22 protein-coding genes and 1 tRNA gene are annotated in these 20895 nt (G+C 67.8%); 12 read left to right on the forward strand and 11 right to left on the reverse strand.

The genetic code is table 11. The features are described 5' to 3' along the window. The first annotated feature begins 1237 nt into the window (after positions 1-1237). The gene (locus H5J31_RS11710) at positions 1238-1825 is read left to right on the forward strand and encodes a GNAT family N-acetyltransferase (RefSeq protein ID WP_328701457.1); all 588 of its coding nucleotides are present in this window, start codon (positions 1238-1240) and stop codon (positions 1823-1825) included. Positions 1826-2791: 966 nt separating this feature from the next. Here the strand turns inward: H5J31_RS11710 and H5J31_RS11715 are convergent. Continuing rightward, positions 2792-2865: transfer RNA gene (locus H5J31_RS11715), tRNA-Ile, on the reverse strand. A 247-nt stretch (positions 2866-3112) separates the two neighbouring features. Here H5J31_RS11715 and H5J31_RS11720 point away from each other — a divergent pair. Next, positions 3113-3388: a hypothetical protein gene (locus tag H5J31_RS11720; RefSeq protein ID WP_181772644.1), complete on the forward strand. Its 276-nt coding sequence runs from the start codon at positions 3113-3115 to the stop codon at positions 3386-3388. Between the two features lie 25 nt (positions 3389-3413). Here H5J31_RS11720 and H5J31_RS11725 read toward each other — a convergent pair whose 3' ends face one another. The 6 genes from H5J31_RS11725 to H5J31_RS11750 all read right to left on the reverse strand — a co-directional run bounded on the left by H5J31_RS11725 (position 3414) and on the right by H5J31_RS11750 (position 7741). Continuing rightward, positions 3414-3926, reverse strand: coding sequence for a hypothetical protein (locus tag H5J31_RS11725; protein WP_181772542.1), 513 nt, complete (start codon positions 3924-3926; stop codon positions 3414-3416). A 64-nt stretch (positions 3927-3990) separates the two neighbouring features. Further along, positions 3991-4767 carry a polyphosphate polymerase domain-containing protein gene (locus tag H5J31_RS11730; RefSeq protein ID WP_181772543.1) on the reverse strand — a complete coding sequence of 259 codons (777 nt, stop codon included), beginning with the start codon at positions 4765-4767 and terminating at the stop codon, positions 3991-3993. Then, a complete protein-coding gene (locus H5J31_RS11735) occupies positions 4764-5348 on the reverse strand; it encodes a DUF4956 domain-containing protein (protein WP_181772544.1) in 585 nt (194 codons plus the stop codon). The genes H5J31_RS11730 and H5J31_RS11735 overlap by 4 nt, the downstream gene beginning before the upstream one ends. A gap of 57 nt (positions 5349-5405) precedes the next feature. After that, on the reverse strand, positions 5406-6071 hold the full coding sequence (locus tag H5J31_RS11740) for a response regulator transcription factor (RefSeq protein ID WP_181772545.1): 666 nt from the start codon (positions 6069-6071) through the stop codon (positions 5406-5408). After that, the gene (locus H5J31_RS11745; RefSeq protein WP_181772546.1) at positions 6068-7459 is read right to left on the reverse strand and encodes a sensor histidine kinase; all 1392 of its coding nucleotides are present in this window, start codon (positions 7457-7459) and stop codon (positions 6068-6070) included. Before H5J31_RS11745 ends, H5J31_RS11740 begins: the two co-directional genes overlap by 4 nt. Positions 7460-7474: 15 nt before the next feature. Next, positions 7475-7741, reverse strand: a complete 267-nt coding sequence (locus H5J31_RS11750) for a hypothetical protein (RefSeq protein ID WP_181772547.1) — start codon at positions 7739-7741, stop codon at positions 7475-7477. A gap of 237 nt (positions 7742-7978) precedes the next feature. On the opposite strand from H5J31_RS11750, the gene H5J31_RS11755 reads away from it, so the two are divergent. Then, positions 7979-9241 carry an HNH endonuclease signature motif containing protein gene (locus H5J31_RS11755; RefSeq protein WP_181772548.1) on the forward strand — a complete coding sequence of 421 codons (1263 nt, stop codon included), beginning with the start codon at positions 7979-7981 and terminating at the stop codon, positions 9239-9241. Between the two features lie 171 nt (positions 9242-9412). Next, entirely contained in the window at positions 9413-9655 is a 243-nt protein-coding gene (cutA, locus tag H5J31_RS11760; protein ID WP_181772549.1) for a divalent cation tolerance protein CutA, read from the forward strand. Positions 9656-9663: 8 nt separating this feature from the next. On the opposite strand, the gene H5J31_RS11765 is transcribed toward cutA, so the two are convergent. Beyond that, positions 9664-10812, reverse strand: coding sequence for a N(5)-(carboxyethyl)ornithine synthase (locus H5J31_RS11765; protein ID WP_181772550.1), 1149 nt, complete (start codon positions 10810-10812; stop codon positions 9664-9666). 154 nt (positions 10813-10966) lie between these two features. Between H5J31_RS11765 and H5J31_RS11770 the strand changes: the two genes are divergently transcribed. Beyond that, positions 10967-11413: a DUF5994 family protein gene (locus tag H5J31_RS11770; protein WP_181772551.1), complete on the forward strand. Its 447-nt coding sequence runs from the start codon at positions 10967-10969 to the stop codon at positions 11411-11413. Between the two features lie 21 nt (positions 11414-11434). Here H5J31_RS11770 and H5J31_RS11775 read toward each other — a convergent pair whose 3' ends face one another. Beyond that, complete coding sequence (locus tag H5J31_RS11775) at positions 11435-12262, reverse strand: NAD(P)H-binding protein (RefSeq protein ID WP_181772552.1); 828 nt, start codon at positions 12260-12262, stop codon at positions 11435-11437. 153 nt (positions 12263-12415) lie between these two features. Between H5J31_RS11775 and H5J31_RS11780 the strand changes: the two genes are divergently transcribed. From H5J31_RS11780 to H5J31_RS11805, 6 genes are all read left to right on the forward strand, one after another. Then, the gene (locus H5J31_RS11780; protein WP_181772553.1) at positions 12416-13567 is read left to right on the forward strand and encodes a CaiB/BaiF CoA transferase family protein; all 1152 of its coding nucleotides are present in this window, start codon (positions 12416-12418) and stop codon (positions 13565-13567) included. Positions 13568-13626: 59 nt separating this feature from the next. Continuing rightward, on the forward strand, positions 13627-14805 hold the full coding sequence (locus H5J31_RS11785; RefSeq protein WP_181772554.1) for an FAD-dependent monooxygenase: 1179 nt from the start codon (positions 13627-13629) through the stop codon (positions 14803-14805). Between the two features lie 178 nt (positions 14806-14983). Further along, positions 14984-15571: an RNA polymerase sigma factor gene (locus tag H5J31_RS11790; protein ID WP_181772555.1), complete on the forward strand. Its 588-nt coding sequence runs from the start codon at positions 14984-14986 to the stop codon at positions 15569-15571. Further along, positions 15562-16122, forward strand: coding sequence for an Asp23/Gls24 family envelope stress response protein (locus tag H5J31_RS11795; protein WP_181772556.1), 561 nt, complete (start codon positions 15562-15564; stop codon positions 16120-16122). The genes H5J31_RS11790 and H5J31_RS11795 overlap by 10 nt, the downstream gene beginning before the upstream one ends. Then, positions 16112-16519, forward strand: a complete 408-nt coding sequence (locus tag H5J31_RS11800) for an Asp23/Gls24 family envelope stress response protein (RefSeq protein ID WP_181772557.1) — start codon at positions 16112-16114, stop codon at positions 16517-16519. Before H5J31_RS11795 ends, H5J31_RS11800 begins: the two co-directional genes overlap by 11 nt. Further along, positions 16516-16821: a hypothetical protein gene (locus H5J31_RS11805; RefSeq protein WP_181772558.1), complete on the forward strand. Its 306-nt coding sequence runs from the start codon at positions 16516-16518 to the stop codon at positions 16819-16821. The genes H5J31_RS11800 and H5J31_RS11805 overlap by 4 nt, the downstream gene beginning before the upstream one ends. A gap of 59 nt (positions 16822-16880) precedes the next feature. On the opposite strand, the gene H5J31_RS11810 is transcribed toward H5J31_RS11805, so the two are convergent. Both H5J31_RS11810 and H5J31_RS11815 read right to left on the reverse strand, forming a co-directional pair. Then, on the reverse strand, positions 16881-17552 hold the full coding sequence (locus tag H5J31_RS11810) for a fasciclin domain-containing protein (RefSeq protein WP_181772559.1): 672 nt from the start codon (positions 17550-17552) through the stop codon (positions 16881-16883). A gap of 114 nt (positions 17553-17666) precedes the next feature. Continuing rightward, positions 17667-19232, reverse strand: coding sequence for a molybdopterin-dependent oxidoreductase (locus H5J31_RS11815; RefSeq protein ID WP_181772560.1), 1566 nt, complete (start codon positions 19230-19232; stop codon positions 17667-17669). A gap of 208 nt (positions 19233-19440) precedes the next feature. Here H5J31_RS11815 and argG point away from each other — a divergent pair, with 208 nt between their 5' ends. Further along, positions 19441-20889 (forward strand): argininosuccinate synthase, encoded by a 1449-nt coding sequence (gene argG / locus H5J31_RS11820; RefSeq protein ID WP_181772561.1) that lies wholly within the window; start codon positions 19441-19443, stop codon positions 20887-20889. Positions 20890-20895: the final 6 nt, after the last annotated feature.

Genomic DNA, 20895 nt, shown 5'->3' on the forward strand with positions numbered 1-20895 from the left:
GGGCGTTTCCCAAGAACGAATCTGGTCCGCAACGCGAAACCGTGGTTGTCACTGGCCTTCTGCTCGAGAACACGGATCACGCCCAGCCGGCCTGCAACCACACCCAGCTTGTCCAGCTGTGGAAGCGAAGAACTCCGGGCCTGCTGAAGTCCCCACCTGAGGCGGTCATGACCAGGAAGCAGAAAGGCTCACACCGGAGCGAACGGAGCCCAGCCGTGATTGACACCAAGGCGAAATGGCCGCCGAAGGACCAAATCCCTGCAGGTCGGAAGCGATGTCGATGTTGTGGGCCGGGTTGGGCTCGAACCGACGGCCAAGGGATTATGAGACCGCAGTTCGGGCATGTCAGCCAGTGTCGTCGGATGCTAAATTCTGCCGATCTGTGCAGGTCAGCACCAGTTTGAGCCCTGACCGAGTGCCGCTGTGTGTCGGCCTGTATCGGGCTCTGTGTGGGCAACGGAGCCCAATCGGAGACAACGTAGGGCACGAAACCCGCAGCGCTTGAGGCGTAAGCTCGAAGCAGTTGCCACGTCAACCACTCCGGCAACAGATGATCAAGGTCTACATTGACCTCCGCACCAAGGCCAGCTCGCCGGGCAGCGGTGACGTCAAAGCCCGAGTACGCAACACTCTCGGGATCTCGAACGCCCAACTCCCAGTCGCTCAGATCGAAACGCTCGATCATTTCGGTTAAGCCCGCGGCCGAGTACAGGTGATGGATGGCATGAACGACAGGTGATGCCTGGCACGAAACCTGGCGGCGTGTCGTGTGTTGGTGGCGAGTTTGAACTCCCCGCCGACGGCGGGTTAGCGGAGAGCTACCTGGCCGTGCGCCCGGTTACGGAGCGTGGCTACCGACAGAAGCAGCCATAGCCCGTAACGAGCGGCCCGTCCGTCTGGAGTGGCTTCGATCTGTCATCTGCCAAGGCTGAAGCGCCAGCCGTGGGACCCTGCAACAGCAGTGCCGGAGTGGAACGGGTTATTGGACGATTCGTTGGGCTGCCGCGCTTCTGAAACGACCGGTATGCAGCATGAGCGGACGTCGTACGACGACGGCACCGCTCGGCCTCAACCCAGGTGGGACCGAGGTCGGAACCCATGCGGTCATTTGCAAAACAGGACACGCCCGCGGTTCATCCACAGACGAACCAGCCAACGTGGGGCGAAAATCGGCGGACACGAACCCGCCGGGACAGCTAGCGTGCGATCGTTCTCGTCTCAGCCGGCAGGAGAGCCCGTGCCCCAGGCAACATTGCACACCGACCGCCTTGAGCTTGTTCCGCTTTCGGATGAGCACATCGACCTCGAAGTGGAGATTGACGCCGACCCGCTGGTGTTGCGCTACCTTGCTCCACGGGCGCGAACGCGCGACGAGGCGGTGGCCGCCCACGCCGAGCGAATGAAGCGCGGCACGCGCGTGGATGGGCTGGGCCTGTGGGTAGGGTTCACTGTTTGCGGGCCTCAGCGGGAGTTCGCGGGTTTGTGGATGCTGCAACCGCCGCACGGCCCGAGTCAGACCTTCACCCCGGGTGAAGCTGACCTGGGATTCCGGTTGCAGCGGCGATGGTGGCGGCAGCGTTATGCGAGCGAGGGTGCGCGGGAACTCCTCCGGCACGGGTTCGACGATCTCAAACTCACCCGGATCTTCGCGCAGACGATGGCGGTGAACCGACCCTCTCGGGCCACGCTAGAGACGCTGGGTATGCACTATGTGCGCAGCTTCCACGAGGACTACGACGAGCCAGTGCCCGGCTCCGAGCACGGCGAAGTCGAGTACGAGATCCGGCGGACCGACTGGCCACCGCGACAGACGGCCTTACTCTGACCCTGATGGCAAACTCCCGAACTCGCGGCGCTGTCAGTCAAGTCCTGCGAGCCACCGTCGTCGTCCCAGCAGTTCGCACCGTGTGATCGCCCCGTCCGCGAACAGGAATTCGCCGACCCGCCGTGGTATCGCAGCCGTTCCAGCGGGGCCCGGGCCAGGATCGTGAACCTGCTGCCACCGTTGTCGCCGAGTCAGGATCGTCAAATCGTCCCACCGACGGTCGTCACGTACGTCGGCGACATGAGCGCGCTCATCGGCATGAGCGGACGTTGTCGACAACGGCAGGCACAGGCAAGCTGAACAAATGCAAGCAGTGACTCGTCGACTCCGAAAGCGGCAACCACAAGAGGCCAAATATTGAGTCCACGACGAAGGCAATCACCCACGGCTGCCACTGGCAGCCCGACTCTCACACCAATTTTCCTGGAGCAGTCCTGGAGCACACCGTCGGTTACAACAGCACACAACTGCGTCGAACCGCATCGATCAGACCACAACTGCTCCAGCCGACCAGCGGGTTCTCGATAACCGCAGGTCAGCGCCCTGGCCGGACCTGACTGGCAGTGAGGGGGTCACGAATGCTGTTCTCGCAGATCGGAAAGCTGTCATTTAAGTGACTGAGAGATTCGCGCAAGACGACACGCACCGCCGAAGCCGACTACCCACAGTCGCAGGCGAAGGCGTCAGACGAGTCTCCGGCAATGACGTCAATCCAGAGCTGACCACTTCGTGAGCAGGTATCGACAAGCAACGCACGCGTCCACTACCGCAGGTCCCCACCGCAGCGGTTGTGGCGAGGAAGCAGAAACGCTGCTACGCCACCAACCAGCTCTGCAGAGCACTCCTCCACCTATGAGCACACTGGAGCAAACGGAGACATAACGGAGCCCAGTCGCGATCAACGCCGAGGCGAAAATGCCGCCGAAGGACCAACATTTCTGCAGGTCGGTGGCGATGTCGATGTTGTGGGCCGGGTCGGGCTCGAACCGACGGCCAAGGGATTATGAGTCCCCTGCTCTAACCAACTGAGCTACCGGCCCCAAGGGTGTACCGGAACCCCCGACATCGGGTTTGCTAACGCACAGAAGTCCCAGTTCGCTCCAAGTTATCACAGCGCTCACCTGCCGCGATCGTCTAGGCCGTGTCCTGTAAGTCTGTTCGACGGGCTTCGCGTCCAGGACTTGCAGGACACGGCCTAGGCCAAACAGCTGGTTTCCGCCACGGGTCGACGCCGACTCGTCTAGGTTGCAAGGACCAACGCCGAGCGCGGGCGGGACGGTGAAATCCATGCCGGTCTTGCCGGTCGCACCACGAGTGCGGCGAACGTGGTGGCTCGCACTCGGGGACACGCTGACCATCGGAATGGGCCTGGGGTATCTCGCCCATCAGTACAGGGAGGCGCTCGTGGCGAATTCGGTCGCCATCGGGCTCGGTGTCGTGGGCGCCCTCGGCGGCGCTTTGTTACTGAGGGCGAGCGTCCGGGTACTGCGGCGGGCCAGTCTGCGGATCGACACGATCTTCACCGACGAACTGGACGACCGGCCGTCGCCGCGGCCCCGGTAACGGATTGTCCGTCCCTTGTGGACGGTCAGCCGCCCGTGGTCGAACCACCGCCTGGAAGAGAACTGGGCGGATCACTCGGCGTTGGAGTCGGCGTAGGCGTTGTTGTAGGTAGCGGCGTGGTCGGCTTCGGGGTCGGCTTCGGGGTCGTTGCGGTCGGCGTCGTCGGTGGCGACACCGCGCCGCCATAGGCCGCGTAGCTGAACCAGATCGCCCCGCCTGCCTTCGGCGTGGTCTGGTTGAACATCGCCCGCACCTGGAACGTCGTCGCCGTGTACGACCCCTGCACCGTGTTCAGCATGTACGCGTTGAACTGCCCGGGCGTGTTCGCCGATACGACGACCACGGCCGGAACGGCGCCCAGCGCGTGCTGCACCGTGCACATCCCGGCGCCATCGGTCACGCACGACGTCTCCGCGGCCTGCACGCTCGGCGCGGGCGACGGGCCGACGGCGCCGGACGTCCCGGCGAACACCGTGCCCGCGGCCGCGGCGACCGCCAGTCCGCCCGCCGCGAGCGCGACCTTTTCCCTGGTCTTCATCCTCACCCTCCCTCGCCGGGGCCCGATGGCCCGACAGCTTGGGTCGGTGGCCGCGACACGTTCGTTACGCCACGCCGAGACGTCGCAGAGCCGGACGCCACCGGTTCCCGCCGGTCGCCAGCCCCAGCGCGACGAGGCCCGCGCAGTACTTGCTCACCGACTGCTCGTGGATCCGCAGTTTCGCCAGCGCCTCGGTGACGCTGTTGCGTTCGGTCGCCGACTTCACCTCCAGCAGCACCAGGTCGCCCCCGGCGGCGAGACTCCTGGATCCGGATCGCCAGACCAGCGATGTATCGCAGGTGATCCGGGTCCGGCGGTCGGCGGTGACGAGGGTGGTCCGCCGGTAGTCGGTGACGAGCGCAGGGGTCAGCGGCCGGGGCGCGGGGCGGCCGTAGGCGGCGGTGAGGGCGTCGTCGAGGAACGTCAGCGACGGCGCGGTCAGGCCGTGCGCGGACTCGGCGGGGTGCGGGCGGCGCACCTTCACCGTCTCGTCCCGGCGGCCGCTGACCTTGAGTTCGCAATAGGTGTCGGCCGAATCGGTGTAGGTCCGCGTGCGGATCTTGAACCGGCGCCGCCGATCTTGGCGGTGCGCCCGGAAGATCGCCAGATCCGGTGTGTCGAAATAGGTCGACGAGTAGCCGAACACCCGCTGCCCGCCGATCTCCAGGCAGACCAACGAAGCCTCCAGCGCCTGGGTGACGGCGAGGAAATCGTTGAGCCGAAGGACGTACTTGCGATCCGTCCGGCTCATCAGGCCACTCGTGGCGACGACTTCGGCCAGCGACAGCGACGGAAGCCGCCGGGCCACGGCCGCGACGGTGGCCGTCCCGCGCGCGCTCATCGGTGCCCCGCCGGCACGCCGTGGACGACCGGCGCCGGGCCCGGCCGGAACCGGACGTCCACGACGGTGACCTCGCGGACATAGTCCACTTCGGACACACTGTGCCGCACGACGGTTCCGCCGAGCCGTGCCTGCAGTTCCACGAGCATGGTGTGCTCGTCGGGGTAGACGGTGTCGAGGACGACCGTCCGCCGCTGCGGTCCGCGAGTACGCGACGGGTGGTCGGCGATGTACATCACGGCGAGCAACAGGACGTTGAACACGGCGACGATCCGCCAGTCCACGGACGGCAATCCGTTCACCAGGCCCAGGACCAGCGCGACGAAGTAGTACGCGACCTCCTGCTGGCTGATCGAATCCGAACGCAACCGGATGATCGACAGCACACCGAACAGGCCGAGTCCGAGCGCGCTCGCCGTCGACACGGACAGCAGCACCGCCACCGAGACGCAGACGCCGACGTTCAGCGCGAGGTACGCGCAGGCGAGGTCACCGCGGTGATGGCGGCGGGCATAGATCCCGTAGGCGAGGATGACGGCGACGACGAGGTCGACGGCGAGGTGAAGAAGTGTCGTGGTCATGGAAACCACTGTGCAGTCTCGGAAAGAGACTGTCGTGAGAGCCGGATGAGAACCGTCTCATCCGGACTCACCGAGCCGGTAACCCATCCCTCGCACGGTTTCGATCCGCTCCGTCCCGATCTTCCCGCGCAGATAGCGGATGTAGACGTCGACCACGTTCGACCCGGGATCGAAGTCGAATCCCCAGACACCGCCGAGCAACTGCTCACGAGACAGCACCTGTCCCCTGTTGCGCAGCAACGTTTCCAGCAGCGCGAACTCGCGCGCGGTGAGGTCCTTCTCCTCCCCCGCCACCGAGACCTTCCGGGTACGGAGGTCGAGCGAAAGGTCACCTGCCCGGAGCACGGCCGGTTCGGATTCCGGGTTTCCCCGCAGCCGCAACCGGATCCGGGCGAGCAGTTCCTCGAACGCGAACGGTTTGGCGAGATAGTCGTCCGCGCCGCCGGACAATCCGGCCACCCGGTCCACGACGCTGTCCCGCGCGGTCAGGATGATCACCGGCACGGTCCGGCCCGCGGCCCGCAGAGCGCGCAGCAGATCCGAGCCATCGAGGTCCGGCAGTCCGAGATCGAGGACGACCAGATCGTGCGCGCCCGTCAACGCCTCGGTGAGCCCTTCGGAGCCGGTCTTGACCCAGCGGGTCGCGAAACCTTGCGCCCGCAGGCCTTTCTCGACGAACGCGCCGATCCGGGCGGAATCCTCCACCACCAGCACACTGGTCACCGGTCTTCACCTGCTTCGACGGGGATTTCGATGGTGAACGTCGCGCCCTCGCCGGGCACGGTGTCGAGGAGGACACGGCCTCCGTGCGCTTCGGCGATCGCGGCGACGATCGGCAGGCCGAGCCCGGCGCCGTCGTCACCGCTGGAATTGCTGCCGCGTTTGAACCGTTCGAAGATCCGGCTTCGCGAATCGGACGGGACGCCTTCCCCGGTGTCGCGGACCCAGAGCCGCGCCGAGCCTCCGGTGACCGCCGAACCGAGCGCGATCTCCTGACCGGGCGACGTGTGCCGGACGGCGTTGGAGACCAGTTGCAGCAACGCCTGCGTGAGCCGCTGCCCGTCCGCGCGAACGACCACCTCCGCGACGGCGTCGAGCCGCCACGTACGTTCGGCCAGCGGCCTGGACTTGGCGAGCGTTTCGACGGTGAGGTCGGCGAGATCGACGTCGCCGGGCGAGACGAAGTCGGGGCTGCCGGATTTCGCGAGCACCAGCAGATCGTCCACGATCCTCTGCATCCGGCCGAGTTCGTCGAGGACGAGGTGCCGGGTGGCCGCGTTCTCCTCGGGATCGTCGCCCATCAACTCGAGATGGCCGCGGACGATGGTGATCGGGGTTCGCAGTTCGTGCCCGGCGTCGTCGATGAAGTCGCGCTGCCCGGCGAAGGCGCTTTCGAGCCTGTCCAACATCGTGTTGAAGGTACGGCCGAGCGCGGCGACGTCGTCCGAGCCGCGGACCTCGATGCGGCGCGAAAGGTCGGTTTCGCCTATTTGGTCGGCCGCGAGCCGCACTTCGCGGACCGGGGCGAGGATGCGGCCGGCGACCAGCCAGCCGATCAGCCCGGCCAGGACCAGCGCGGCCCCGGACATCGCGGCCATGACGCCGATGACGTCGTTGATCTCGCCCGCCGCGTGGTCGACGAACTCGACGATCACGAGGGCCCCGCGCCCCGGAGAACCTTCGATGGTCACCGGGACGACGCCGTAGCGGGCGGATCCGACGGCGGTGGTGACCGTGCCGTACGCCGGGCTCGTGGCGCGCCCGAGTTCGGCGACGAACTTCGGGTCGGTGTCGAGCCGGACCGGCGGCTCGATGGCGCTTCGGCGAGACGCGGCGCCGTCGATGATCGAGAAGAACGTCTCGTACTTCTCCGGCAGGTTCCGTTCGAGGTGACGGCCGAGGACCGCCTCGACGGTGGCGGGCTGCCCGGCCGGGCGGGCGTCCGGCGAGGCCAGGAACACACGCAGCTTGCCGGCCTCGTGCGCGATCTCGTTGTCGAGCCGCTGGTCGAGCTGGTTGTGCAGCACGGTGCGGGTCGCCAGCAGCGACCCGGCGAGCGCGAGCAGCACGACGAGCAGGACCCACGCGAGGATCCGGGCACGCGCACTCATCGGCGGCGGCCCCGCTCAGTCGTCGAGGTCGAACTCGAACTGGTCGTCGACGTCATCCGGATCATCATCGGGGTCGTCGTCGTGCCCGGCCAGCCGGGGCGGGACGACAGCGGGCGGCGCCCCGCTCTCACCGGGTCCGATGGCGGCCTGCCCCGCCGGGGCGACCACCGCCGGACCGAGGTCGGGCGGTGAGTCCGCGGTGGCCGCGATCACGGCGAACGTGCCGGCGGCCGCCACCACGACGGCGGCGGCCCCGGCCAGCAGAAGGATTCGTGCTCGCATGCCGTTCACTGTGCCCGGCGGGAGTGAGCCGGCGATGAGGACTCGATGAGAACTTTCTCATCTGACGTACGCGCCGAGCAGGAGAACCCGTCACCTTGCTTTATCTCGCTAACCGGGCCGGATGCCTGTCCGTGGTCGGCTGGTTGTGGCGAAATCATCCTTCAGTGGTAAATGCATCTTTGCGTTGTTGCTCAAAATTACGAACACGTGTTCGACAGGTTTTGGTATTCTTGGGGTGTGTCCGAGACGACGTTACTTCCCGAGTTGCCGCAGGAGTTGTGGCGCGCAGGCAAGCTTGAGCTTGCTCACGGCGTGCAGCAGTTCCTGCAGCTGATGCGGGTCGCCTCTGCTGGTCTGGGCCGGTATTTGGCGGAGATCGAGTCTCGGGGTTCCAAGGATTTGTATGGGTATGGGACGACGTTGGCGTGGTTCGCCGATGTCGCCGGGTTGTCTCAGACTGAGGCGCGTCCGTATGTGAATCAGGCGATCGATCTGAATCCCACGCGTGCGTTGGATGGTCGTGAGGTTCCGGCGTTCGCGCCCGCGACGGCTGCTGCGGCGGCGGACGGCGCGATCGGGCAGGAACGGATCAAGCAGATCTTGGGGATCTTGAAGGAGATTCCGACCGAGGTGCCTGCCGAGGATCGAGGGTTCGCCGACACGAGACTCGCCGACCTCGCTCGGAATGCCGGTCCCGGGGAGGTCTCCGAACTCGGGGGCACGCTGCTGGGCTTGCTGGATCCCGACGGCGCGGAGCCGAAGGATCCCGAACCCGCCGAGCCGCGTCGTGAACTGACCGTGGAACGCCGCAAAGACGGGTTTTGGAAGATCAAAGGCCTCCTCGACGACGAGTTGGGTGCCCGGACCGCGGCCGCGCTTGAGGCTTATGCGAAGCCTCGCCCTGTCGATGAGTTCGGCCAAGCCGACTGGCGCACCAAGGCCGAACGCCAAGGTGACGCATGGGCCGAGCTGCTGGATTTGGCGATCGCCTGTCCGGATCAGCCTGGCACCAGCGGCTACCGGACTTTGGTGCACGTGACCGTTGGTCTCGACGAGCTCAAGACCGGGATCGGGAAAGCCTGTCTTGATTTCGTCGGGGAGATGACCGCCCGCGAAGCCCGGATGGCCGCCTGCGACTGCCTCATGTTGCCGGTGGTGCTCAACGCCGCTGGTGAGCCCCTCGATGTGGGGCGGCTCAGACGGTTTGTGACTCCGGGCCAGCGACGGGCGTTGAACATCCGCGACGGCGGCTGCGCGTTCCCCGGCTGCCATCGCAGGCCGAAGAATTGTCACGCCCACCATATTCATCACTGGGCAGACGGCGGACGAACCGACCTCCGGAACCTCGTGTTGCTCTGCGGCTTCCACCACCGGCTGATTCACCATGGTGAGTGGGAAGTCCGGATGGCCTCCGACGGGTTACCGGAGTTCATCCCACCCCAGTATCGGGACCCGTTACGACATCCCCGGCGCAACACCCTCCACCGCGCCGCCGCATGACTGCAGGAACCGAAGAGCCCGCCACCGACCGGCGACGGGCCCTTCGGCATGCCCGAGTCCAGCGCTACGAAATTCACACAGTCAGAGCCGGGCTTCTGGAACGGCTCAGGATGGGAATGGGTGTATTGATGTTGCGCCCACCGCGCTGTTCATGAGCCCTACCCGGTGGCCATGACCGGTCATCTTGTCGTGACGACGGCTACTCCTCATCGGGAATCCGGCGAGAGACTCGCGGGCTCGGCGGTTGCCGCCCGTCTCGCGGAGACCCCGCAGGTCGTCGGCCCGGTTACGTCGTTCTTCTGGCACATCGTCGAGAACCATCCGTGGAACAACCCCGAGGTGACCGCTGTCGAGCTGGTCCGCGGCTCGGCCGAGTATCTCGCATGGCTCGAAGAGTCGACCCGGCCCAACTAGACCGGCGCTCACAACTGCGCGTGCGGATACTCCGGCGAACGATGCTGGAACGCAAGGATGTCGCGATTCCGGATCGTGCCCTCGCTGATCTCGACGGCCCGGTCGAGCGTTTCGTCGGCGGCCCAAGCGGTTGGCCCGGCGAGCATCACCTTCAAATGCGGCAGCAGAGCGCCGCTGATCTCCCAGGTGGCCGAGTCCCAGAGATAGGACGGGCTGTGGTCGACGCCGTAGTAGGTGAGTCCGCCGATCTCGAAGGTCGGGTCAGTGAACGTCGTCGGCTTCGCCCAGCTGAATCCCATTGCCTCGTCACAGGAAACGTCGACGATGAGGCTGCCCGGTCTGAACGCGGCGAGATCCTCTTCGTTGAGGAACGTCAACGGGGCCTTGGTGTCCTGCAGCACGCAGTTGACGACGATGTCGTGTCCCGCGAGGAAATCCGCCAGCGGCACGCGACCTCCGTCGGTGATCGCGTGGCTGCGGCGGAGATCGGCCGGGCCTTTCAGATCGTGGTCGAGGTGCACGATGTTCGCCGAGTGGATCGGTGAACCCACCGCGGTGACACCGCGGTGGGTCAGCACGTGCACGTCGTGGATCCCGTGGGCGTTCAGCGCCGTCACCGATCCTCGCGCTGTCGCCCCGAAGCCGATGACGACCGCACGGAGACGGCGGCCGTAATCGCCTGTCGAGCCGATCAGCTGCAGCGCGTGCAACACCGAGCAATACCCGGCCAGCTCGTTGTTCTTGTGGAAGACGTGCAGGCCGAACGAACCGTCGCCCCGCCAATGGTTCATCGCTTCGAACGCCACGAGCGTGAGCTTCCGGTCGATGGCCAGCTGCGTGAGCTTCTCGTCCTGGACGCAATGCGGCCAGCCCCACAGGATCTGTCCCGGCCGAAGGTCGGCCAGGTCGTCCGCGAGTGGTTTCGCCAGGAGGATGACATCGCAATCGGCGATGAGCTGTTCACGGGAGCGGAGGCCGGCGACGAGCAGCACCAGGTCCTTGTCCGGGATGCCGAATCGCTCGCCGTAGCCGTGTTCGAGGTAGATGTACTTGCGGAGTTCGGGGTCGATCCGTTCGAGATGGCGCGGATGGATCGGAAGCCGTCGCTCGTTTTCTTTGCGCGAACGGGAAATGACGCCGAGAGTGAGCTGGTCCACGTGGGGCCCCTTAGCTAGACCTCAGTCTAAGCACAAGGGCCCCGGACGGCGTAGGGTCGATGGTGTCCGAGAGCATCTCGCGCGTGGGCGGTCGAGCCCGCGTCGTCCTCGGCCCGATCCGGTCGCGCTCCGTGGCCTGGGACGGAGCACCGCCATGACGACGACCCCGCACATCGAAGCGAACCACGTCGCGCCGCCGCATCACGTCGCGCGCTTGCGTTTGAAGCCCAAAGCACCCTCCACCGGCTACGTCGACGGCGGCTGGTGGCCCGCCTCCCGCGATCTCGCCGCCGAGCTGCCGTCGCTGCTGGTGGTACTGGCCGTCCAGCTGGAAAGCATCGAGCGGGTCACCTACAACCTCACGGACTGGCCGCCCGCTCCTCAGCGGCTGCTGATCGAAAGCGGGAACGTCCGGCTCGAAGGTTTCCGCTCGCAGCACCCCGACACCTTGACGATCATCGGCACCTCGGGCAGGCGGCGGCTGACGCTGCTGGTCGTCCCGCCGGACACCGAACCGGGCCACGCGCACCATCTGCTGATGACCGCGGCCCACCGGGACAACGTCGACGACATCGAGACGCTTCTCGCCACTCGCGAGTGACAGAGCGGCGGGTCCCGCGGACTATTCGAACGCCGCGGCGTTTCGCGCGGCCCATTCGCCGAAGGTCCGCCCAGGACGGCCGAGCACCCGCTCGACGTCGGGGCTGACCTGCTTCTCGTCGTCCGTCGGAGAACCGAGGATGGCGAGTGTGGCCTCGACGACGACCGGCGGCATGAACTCCAGCATCGCCGTCCTCGCCTGGCCTTCGGTCAGTTCGGCGAACCGCACCGGCTCGCCCAAGGCCTCCGCGAAAGCCGCCGCCTGGCCCCGGGGAGAGATCGGCTCGGGCCCGGTCAGGACGTAGCTCCGCCCTTCGTGGCCGGATTCCCGCAGGACGGCGGCCGCGACGTCGGCGATGTCCGCCGGGTCGATCACGGGCAGCGCGACATCGCCGAACGGCACGGCGATCATGCGCTCGGCGCGAACCGACCGGGCCCATTGGAAAGCGTTGGAAGCGAAACCTCCCGGCCGCAGCACCGTCCACTCCAGACCCGAGGCCTTGACCGCTTCTTCGAACGCCGGCGCGTGCCGTCCGCTTCCGACACCTTGGGACGACAGCAGCACGATCCGCCGCACACCCGCTTCTCTCGCCGCGGAGACGACCTCCGCCACATCTCCACCCGCCGCCAGGAAATCCCCTGACGTCAGCAGGAAAAGCCGGTCCGCGCCGTCGAACGCCCGCGTCAGTCCGTCCGGTACCGCCAGATCGGCTTGCACTGTCCGCACGCCGTCGGGCACGTCCGCCGCCGAGATCTTTCGCGACACCGCCGTCACGCCCTCCCCCGCCGCGACGAGGGTGTCCACCAGCCGTCGTCCCACATTCCCGGTCGCTCCGGTCACCACGATCATGGTCGCTCCTTGGTCCGTGTCTCGTTGACGGGACCGAAGCTACATTCATCGAGATAGTAGGTACCTAGAGGAAAGTATTGGGAAAACCGGTCTTTCGTGACCGTGATCACAACTTCGGAGGCGCCTTCGCGGACGCCCGCTTAGGGTCGGGCCATGCCGACACCGGACACCGCGCTCGGACCGCTTCGCGTACTCGATTTCTCCCGGGTGCTGGCCGGACCGTTCGCCACCATGCTCCTGGCCGACTTCGGCGCGACGGTCGTCAAGGTGGAGCGGCCCGGCGTCGGCGACGACACCCGCAGCTGGGGGCCGCCCTACGACGCGTCCGGCCAGGCGACCTACTTCCAGTCGGTGAACCGGAACAAGACGAGTGTGGCGCTGGACCTCGGCGACCCGGACGACCTCGCCCAGGCCCGCGCGCTGGCACTGGAGGCCGACGTCGTGGTCGAGAACTTCCGGCCCGGCGTGATGGACCGTCTCGGTCTCGGCCCGGACACGCTGCGCGCGGCCGATCCCGGGCTGGTCTATTGCTCCATCACGGGTTTCGGCTCCGGCGGTGGCGCGGCGCTGCCCGGGTACGACCTGCTGATCCAGGCCGTCGGCGGTCTGATGAGCATCACCGGCGACCCCGGCGGCGAGCCGCAGAAGGTCGGCGTCGCGCTGGTCGACGTGCTGGCCGGGCTGTTCGCGAGCGTCGGGATCCTCGCCGCACTCCGCCATCGTGACCGGACCGGCGAAGGACAGCGCGTCGAGATCGACCTGCTCTCCAGCCTGCTCGCCGCGCTGGTCAACCAGGGCAGCGCGTACACCTCCGGCGGGACGGTCCCGGCGCGGATGGGCAACCGGCATCCGAGCATCGCGCCGTACGAACTGCTTCCCTGCGCGGATCACGAGATCGCGCTGGCCGTCGGCAACGACCGGCAGTTCGCGGCGCTCTGCGAGGTCATCGGCAGGCCGGAGCTGGCGGGGCAGACCCGGTTCGCGACCAATCCAGCCCGCGTCGAGCACCGTGCCGAGCTCCGCGCGCTCCTCGAAGAACGCCTGGCGCGTCGCCCCGCCGCCGAGTGGGCAGCCGACCTCGGCGCGGCCGGGGTGCCAGCCGGGGAGGTCAACGACGTCGCGGGCGCGTTCGCCCTGGCTCAGCGGCTGGGCCTGAACCCGACGGTCGAGCTCCCCAGACCGGACGGCACTTCCGTGCGGCTCACGCGTAATCCGATCGGCTTGTCGGCGACCCCGCCGCGGTACCGGACCGCGCCACCGGACGACCCTGGGCAGCTCACCCTCCCGCTGCCCGGCTGGAGCTGACGGACGACCGTCAGCGGACCGTCAGCACTTCGTCAACGACGGCCGCGAAGCTCCTGGCCATGACGAACAGGACCGTCCTCATCTCCGGCGCCAGCATCGCCGGCCCCGCGCTCGCCTTCTGGCTCTCCCGCCAGGGTTACGCCGTCACCGTCGTCGAGCGCTCCGCGGAACCGCGCTCCGGCGGCCAGGCGGTCGACTTCAAGGGCGCCACCCACCGCTTCGTGCTGGAGCGGATGGGCGTCCTCGACGAGGTGTACCGGCGCCAGACAGGCGGGCACGATCAGACCATCATCGACGCCGAGGAACGGCCGCTCGCCGTCATGCCCGGCGAATTCACCGGCGGAGACGTCGAGATCCGGCGCGGTGATCTCGCCGAAATCCTCTACGAGCGCACGGCGCAGGACTGCGAGTACGTCTTCGGCGACTCCATCACTTCGCTCACCGAAACCGCCGACGGTGTCGACGTCACCTTCATGCGCGGTGCCCCGAGGCGGTTCGACCTCGTCTTCGGCGCGGACGGCATCCACTCCACCGTGCGACGGCTGGCCTTCGGACCGGAAGCCGACTACGTGCGGCACCTCGGCCACTACTACGCCCTGGTCGAGACCGGCGAGCAAGACGACTTCCGCGGCGCCGGCGGCACCTCGCTGATGTACAACGAGCCCGGCAGGCTGGCCGCGACCGGCGGCCCCAAAGCGGCCGCGTTCTTCGTGTTCGCCTCCCCTGAACTCACCTATGACCGCTACGACATGGCGCAGCAGAAGGAAATCCTCACCGCCGCGTTCGCCGACGGCGGCTGGCGGCTGCCCGAATTGATGGAGGCCGTGAAGCGGTCGGACGACGTCTACCTCGACTCGATCAGCCGCGTCACGATGGACCACTACTCCGTCGGGCGCGTCGCTCTCATCGGCGACTCGGCCTACGGCAACACCTTGGGCGGGTTCGGCACCGGGCTCGCCATCGTGGCCGCGTACGTCATCGCGGGCGAACTCGCCGCGGCGAACGGGGACCACGAGGTGGCCTTCGGGCGGTACGAGGAGAAGTTCCGCGGCTACGCGAAGATCGCGCGCAGCGCCAACGCGGGCCCGTTCCTCGCGCCGCCGACGAAACTGCGGCTGAGCCTGCGCAATCAGATGTTCCGCCGCCCGTTCATGCTGCGCTGGATGCTGTGGATGACCGACAAGCTCGCCACCGACATCACCCTCGACGACTACCCCGCGCTCACCCGTCAGAGCTGACCACGCACGGTGTTCACCTGACTTCGGCGTGCGCCAGACGGCGTGCCGTGATCGGCTGGTCATCGGACATGAAGGTTTCCTGCGTGACGTTTCCGGGGAAGCGGTGTCTTACGGGTACCACCGGCTGTTGGTGGCGTGAAGGGAGCTTCGGCATGGCGGCACTGCACAGGTGCGCTCGATGACGACGTCGGCGAGGGAGGACGCGACCGCGCCCGCCGCCGGTGAGACGGTGCTGGACGACGCGACGCTGGTAGCGAGGGCTCGCGACGGCGAAATCCGGGCGTACGAGCAGCTCGTGCTGCGGTTCCAAGGGCCGATGTACCGGCTGGCGGTGCGGATGCTCGGCAACAAGGGCGATGCCGAGGACGCCGTCCAGGAGGTGTTCCTCACCGCTTGGCGCCGGCTCGACCAGCTGCAGGAGGACGCGGCGTTCGTCGGCTGGCTCTACCGGATGACGACCAACCGGTGCCTGAACGTCATCCGCGGCAGGAGACCGGTGGCCGACGTCGAGCTGGACCAGCAGGAATCCACCGGTTCGGCCGGGCGGCCGGACCGTGCGGCCGAGACCAGCGCGCAGATGACGGCGCTGACCGCGGCGCTGGACAGGCTGACCGCCGAGCAACGGGCCTGCTGGCTGTTGCGCGAGGTACACGGCCGCTCCTACGACGAGATCGCGAAGGCGATCGGGGCGACCACTACGGCGGTGCGCGGGCGCATCGCGAGAGCACGAGCGGAGTTGGCGGAGGTGATGGCGCCATGGCGATGAACCACGCGACCCAGGACTACCTGCTGCCGTGCGGCCGTGATGTGGAACAGGTCTGGGAACGGCTCGACGAGGTCGACGCCGGCCGGGCGGACGCGCACGAGCTCGACTGCCCGCATTGCCGGGCGACCCGCGAAAGCCTCCGGGTGCTGCGCGGGCTCACCAGGGAACTGGCGGACGACGACACCGAGCCGTCGCCCGATCTCACCAGTCGGATCATGTCCGCGGTCCGCGCCGAGGTGCGCCGCCGGGATCTGGTGCCGCTGGCGAGCCCCGAACCGGGCGAGGTCCAGGTGAGCGACCAGGCCGTCGCGGCCGTGCTGCGGTTCGCCGCGGACACCGTCGACGGCGTCCGCGCGCGGCATTGCCGGGTCGGCCGGTCCACCGAACACACGCTCGCCGTGGACGTGGAGCTGCATCTGGTGATCGCCCACGATTTCGACGGCGATTCGCTGAACGTCGTCCGGGAGCGGGTCACCGCGGCCGCGGGTGCCCGTATCGGCATCCGGCTGGCCCGGCTCGACCTGGTGGTGGAGGACATCTATGACGCGTGAGCAGCCTCGGGCGGCGGCCGCACAGCTGGTGGAAACGGTGATCACCCCGCCGGTGATCGCGGCGGTCGCGGCGCATGCCGCGGCGAAGGTCCCCGGCGTGGTGCGCCTGGAACCCGGTCTGCGCGGGCTGGCCGGTTCCCTGACCCGGATCGCGCGGCAGCGGATCAAGGGACTCGACCCGGCCCCGACCGAAGGGGTCCGCGCGTTCATCGAGCACGATCCGCCGGACGTGCGGGTGGAGATCGATCTCTCGCTCTCCGGGCTGGACCAGGCCGCCGCGACCGCGCAGGCGGTCCAGCGCGCGGTCGCCCGTGCCGTCACCGAGGCGACGGGGCTCACCCCCTCGGCCGTCTCGGTGTCCATTTTGGACATCGAAATCCGTGGAGGCCTGTTGTGACCGCCCGTTCCGAACTGACCGCGTCGCTGCTCAGCGCGCTCCGCGACGTGCCGGGGCTGCGTCCGGCGACGCCGTCCACCACGGCCGCCGCGGCGAACCTGCCGTGGGATATCGACGTGATGGCCGTCGACATCACCGAGGACGTCGTCGAGATCCGGGTCGTCGCGCTGACCGTGCCGATCCCGCCGGTCACGGAGACCGCCGGGGCCGTGCTGCGCGCGGTCCTCACCGGAACCGCCTGGGAGAACGCGAGCCTGCGTCTCGTCGTGACCGATGTGGACGCCGCCGCGCTGGTTCCCTGAGATACGAAGAAAGCGGTGGCCCCGCCCGAAGGCGAGGCCACCGCGATCCGCGGGGGGACCTAGTTCTTGTTGGTGCCGGGGGTCATCACCTTGTCGATGACGAAGACGGTGGCGTTCTTGGTGGGGATGTTGCCGCAGAGGATCTTCGCGCCGTTGACGGTCATGTTCTCGCCCGAGCCCTCGATCTTGAGCGGGCCGCCGGCGGTGTTGAGGCTCTCCAGCGTCTTGGCGGACTCGAGGCCCTTGGCGTCGTAACGCTTGCCGACGACGTGGTACTGCAGGATCGGGGCCAGCTCGGCGGGCTTGCCGGCGAGCTCGTTGAACTTGGCGTCGCCCAGGGCGGCGAAGGCCGGGTCCGCCGGGGCGAACACGGTGATGGCCTGCTGGCTGTTGAGGGTGTCGACCAGGTTCGTGGCCTTGACCGCGGCGACCAGCTTGGTCAGCAGCGGGTTGGTCGACGCGGCACTGGCGACCGGCTGCGGGCCCATCGAGTCCAGCGAGCCGGGCGAACTACCCTGCGGCAGCTGCGAACAGGCCGGGCCGAACACGTCGGCGTTGGTGGTGACGCCGTCGCCGGAGGCGGCGCTGGACATCGGGGCGGACATGGAGCTGGAGGGGGCCGGGGCGCTGCTGGAGCCGCCCGCCGAGGGGGTGTCGTTGCTGCTGCACGCGGACAGGGCCAGCGCGGCGACCGCGGTGAAACCGATACCTGCGACACGAAGCTTGCTCACGGAAAATCACTCCATTTTTATTGCGGACGAACAAGCCCTGACTCCGGGCCCGTCACTTACTGGGTATTCGGAACTGCTGCGGAAACGGATTGCCACTCTTTAGGGTGACGCCGATCACCGCGTGGTGAAACTGATGACGTGCCAGCCCGTCGCGCCGTCCGGAACGGTTCCGGCACGGGCGTCGGTCTGCGTGTAACCGGATTTGTCGACCGCGCGGACGACGACCTGGTGACTACCGGCCGGGACGTCGAATTCGGTCCACCACATCCGCCAGGTGTTGAGGCCAACCTCGCGGGAAAGCGTTGCGGGCCGCCATTCCCCGGTGCCGAGCCGGACTTCGACCCGTTCGATCCCGGTGTGCTGCGCCCACGCGACACCCGAAACCCGGACCTTGCCGGCGGGTACCGTTTCGAATCCTTTCGGACTATCGATCCTGGACTGCGTTTTGATCGGGGCCTGTTCGCCCCAGCCTCGGTCGAGCCAATAGGCCCGACGTGCTTTCCAGGTCGTGATCTCGAGGTCCTTGACCCATTTCGTCGCCGACACGTAACCGTAAAGACCGGGAATGACCAGCCGGGCGGGAAAACCGTGTTCGACCGGCAGCGGTTCACCGTTCATCCCGATCGCCAGCATCGCGCCCCGCTCCGGATCGAGCGCGGCCACGGCCGGACTGCCGGAGGTCCAGCCGTCGACACTGGTGGAGAAGACCTGCTCGGCACCGGGCAGGACTTCGGCCTCCCGCAACAGATCCCCGAGGTCGACGCCGATGAAGTTCGCCGTGGACACGTAGGTCCCGCCGACTTCGTTGGACACGCACGTCATGGTGATCGTGCGCTCGATCAGCGGCCGGTCCCGGATATCCGAGTAGCTGTACCGCTTTTCGTTGCGCACCATGCCGTGCAGGCGGAGACTCCAGTCCTCGGCCCGGACCTGCGGCACCGACAGGGCGGTGTCCACCCGGTAGAAGTCGCGGTTCGAGGTGAGGAACGTCGGCGTGCCCAGTTTGGCGAAGTCCGCGTCGGCCGGGATCGGTGCCGCCGGTTGGGCCGGCACCAGCCGCCCGATGGCCGCCCGCGACGATTCCGCGTCCCGGGTGCCGGCGAGAAGCTGTCCTCCGGCCCCGGCCGCACCCGCGGCCGCGACCGCACCGGCTCCGGCCAGCAGCACCGACCGGCGCGAAGGAGCCGACTCGCCTTCGGCGTTCTCCTCCACGGCGGCCATCCTCGTCGTGGCGAGGCGGTGCAGCCAGAAGAAGACGCCGACGCCCGCGATCAAACTGGCCAACGGCGCCAGCAACGCGACCGCGGAGAGGTCGGGACGCTGGGACACGGCGAACCCGCCCAGAAGACCGAACGCGGCGATCAGCACGAGGCCCGGAACGGGTGAACGACGCGAGGCCACCCCCGCCACCGCGGCGGCGAGCACCATGACCACGGCCATCCCGCCGAGCAGCACGAGTTTGTCGTAGACGCCGAACGTGCGGACCGCGAAGTCCTTCAGTTCCACCGGCGTCAGATCGATCGCGCCGTTGCCGACAGCGAGGTACGGCGAGGCGTTGGCGCTGATGAACCCGGCCACCAGATGTCCGGCCGCCAGCGCCACGGCGAGGGCCACGACGCCGAGCGCCGCCGCCCCGAACAGCGGAAGGCGCCGATCCTGGCCGGCTCGCGAAGTCTTCATGCCAGGTATTCGCGGCCGACCCGCTTGCAGACTGGTTTTTCTTTCACCGCAACAAAAAGAGCGTCAGTCGCACGAGTCCTCACAAGCCATTCGAAGCGAACGCCCTCACGGACAGGTCACGATCGGGACACGGCCGCGCCCACCCGGTCGAGTTGCGCTGCTCACCCCGGCTTGCATGGTCATACATAACTATGCATATACTTCCATCATGTCCAAGGTACTCACCTCTCTGCCTGTCGGCGAACGCGTCGGGATCGCCTTCTCCGGCGGCCTCGACACCTCGGTAGCGGTCGCGTGGATGCGCGAAAAGGGTGCAGTGCCTTGCACCTACACCGCCGACATCGGCCAATACGACGAACCCGACATCGCCTCGGTCCCGGGCCGGGCGAAGGCCTACGGCGCGGAGATCGCCCGGGCGGTCGACTGCAAGGCCGCGCTGGTCGAGGAAGGGCTCGCGGCGCTGTCCTGCGGCGCCTTCCACATCCGCAACGGCGGCCGCACCTACTTCAACACGACCCCGCTCGGCCGTGCGGTCACCGGCACGCTGCTGGTGCGCGCGATGCTCGAGGACGACGTCCAGATCTGGGGCGACGGCTCCACCTTCAAGGGCAACGACATCGAGCGGTTCTACCGCTACGGCCTGCTCGCGAACCCGTCCCTGCGGATCTACAAGCCGTGGCTGGACGCGGCGTTCGTCAGCGAACTCGGCGGCCGCAAGGAGATGTCCGAGTGGCTGCAGGCGCACGACCTGCCGTACCGGGACAGCACCGAGAAGGCCTACTCCACCGACGCGAACATCTGGGGCGCGACCCACGAGGCCAAGTCGCTGGAGCACCTCGACACCGGCATCGAGATCGTCAACCCGATCATGGGCGTGCGGTTCTGGGACGCGGACGTCGAGATCGCGCCCGAGGACGTCACGATCGGCTTCGAGCAGGGCCGTCCGGTGACGATCAACGGCAAGGAGTTCGCCACCGCGGTCGACCTGGTCCTGGAGGCCAACGCGATCGGCGGACGGCACGGGCTCGGCATGTCCGACCAGATCGAGAACCGGATCATCGAGGCCAAGAGCCGCGGCATCTACGAAGCGCCGGGGATGGCGCTGCTGCACGCGGCGTACGAGCGGCTCGTCAACGCGATCCACAACGAGGACACCCTCGCCAGCTACCACAACGAGGGCCGCCGTCTCGGCAGGCTGATGTACGAAGGCCGCTGGCTGGACCCGCAGGCCATGATGCTGCGCGAGTCGCTGCAGCGCTGGGTCGGCGCGGCCGTCACCGGCGAGGTCACCCTGCGGCTGCGGCGCGGCGAGGACTACTCGATCCTCGACACCACCGGCCCGTTCTTCAGCTACCACCCGGACAAGCTGTCGATGGAGCGCACCGAGGACTCGGCGTTCGGCCCGGTGGACCGGATCGGCCAGCTCACCATGCGCAACCTCGACATCGCCGACTCGCGCGCCAAACTCGAGCAGTACGCCGGGCTCGGCATGGTCGGCGGCGGGCATCCGACGCTGATCGGTGCCGCGCAGGCCGCGTCGACCGGGCTGATCGGCGCGATGGACGCCGGCGGCGCGCAGGTGATCGCCTCGCGCGGCAAGGCTTCGGGCGACGACGAGCTGCTCGACCACGCCGCGATCGAATCCGGAACAGACTGACCCGAA

This window comes from Amycolatopsis pittospori (assembly GCF_013870525.1).
Taxonomy (GTDB): domain Bacteria; phylum Actinomycetota; class Actinomycetes; order Mycobacteriales; family Pseudonocardiaceae; genus Amycolatopsis; species Amycolatopsis pittospori.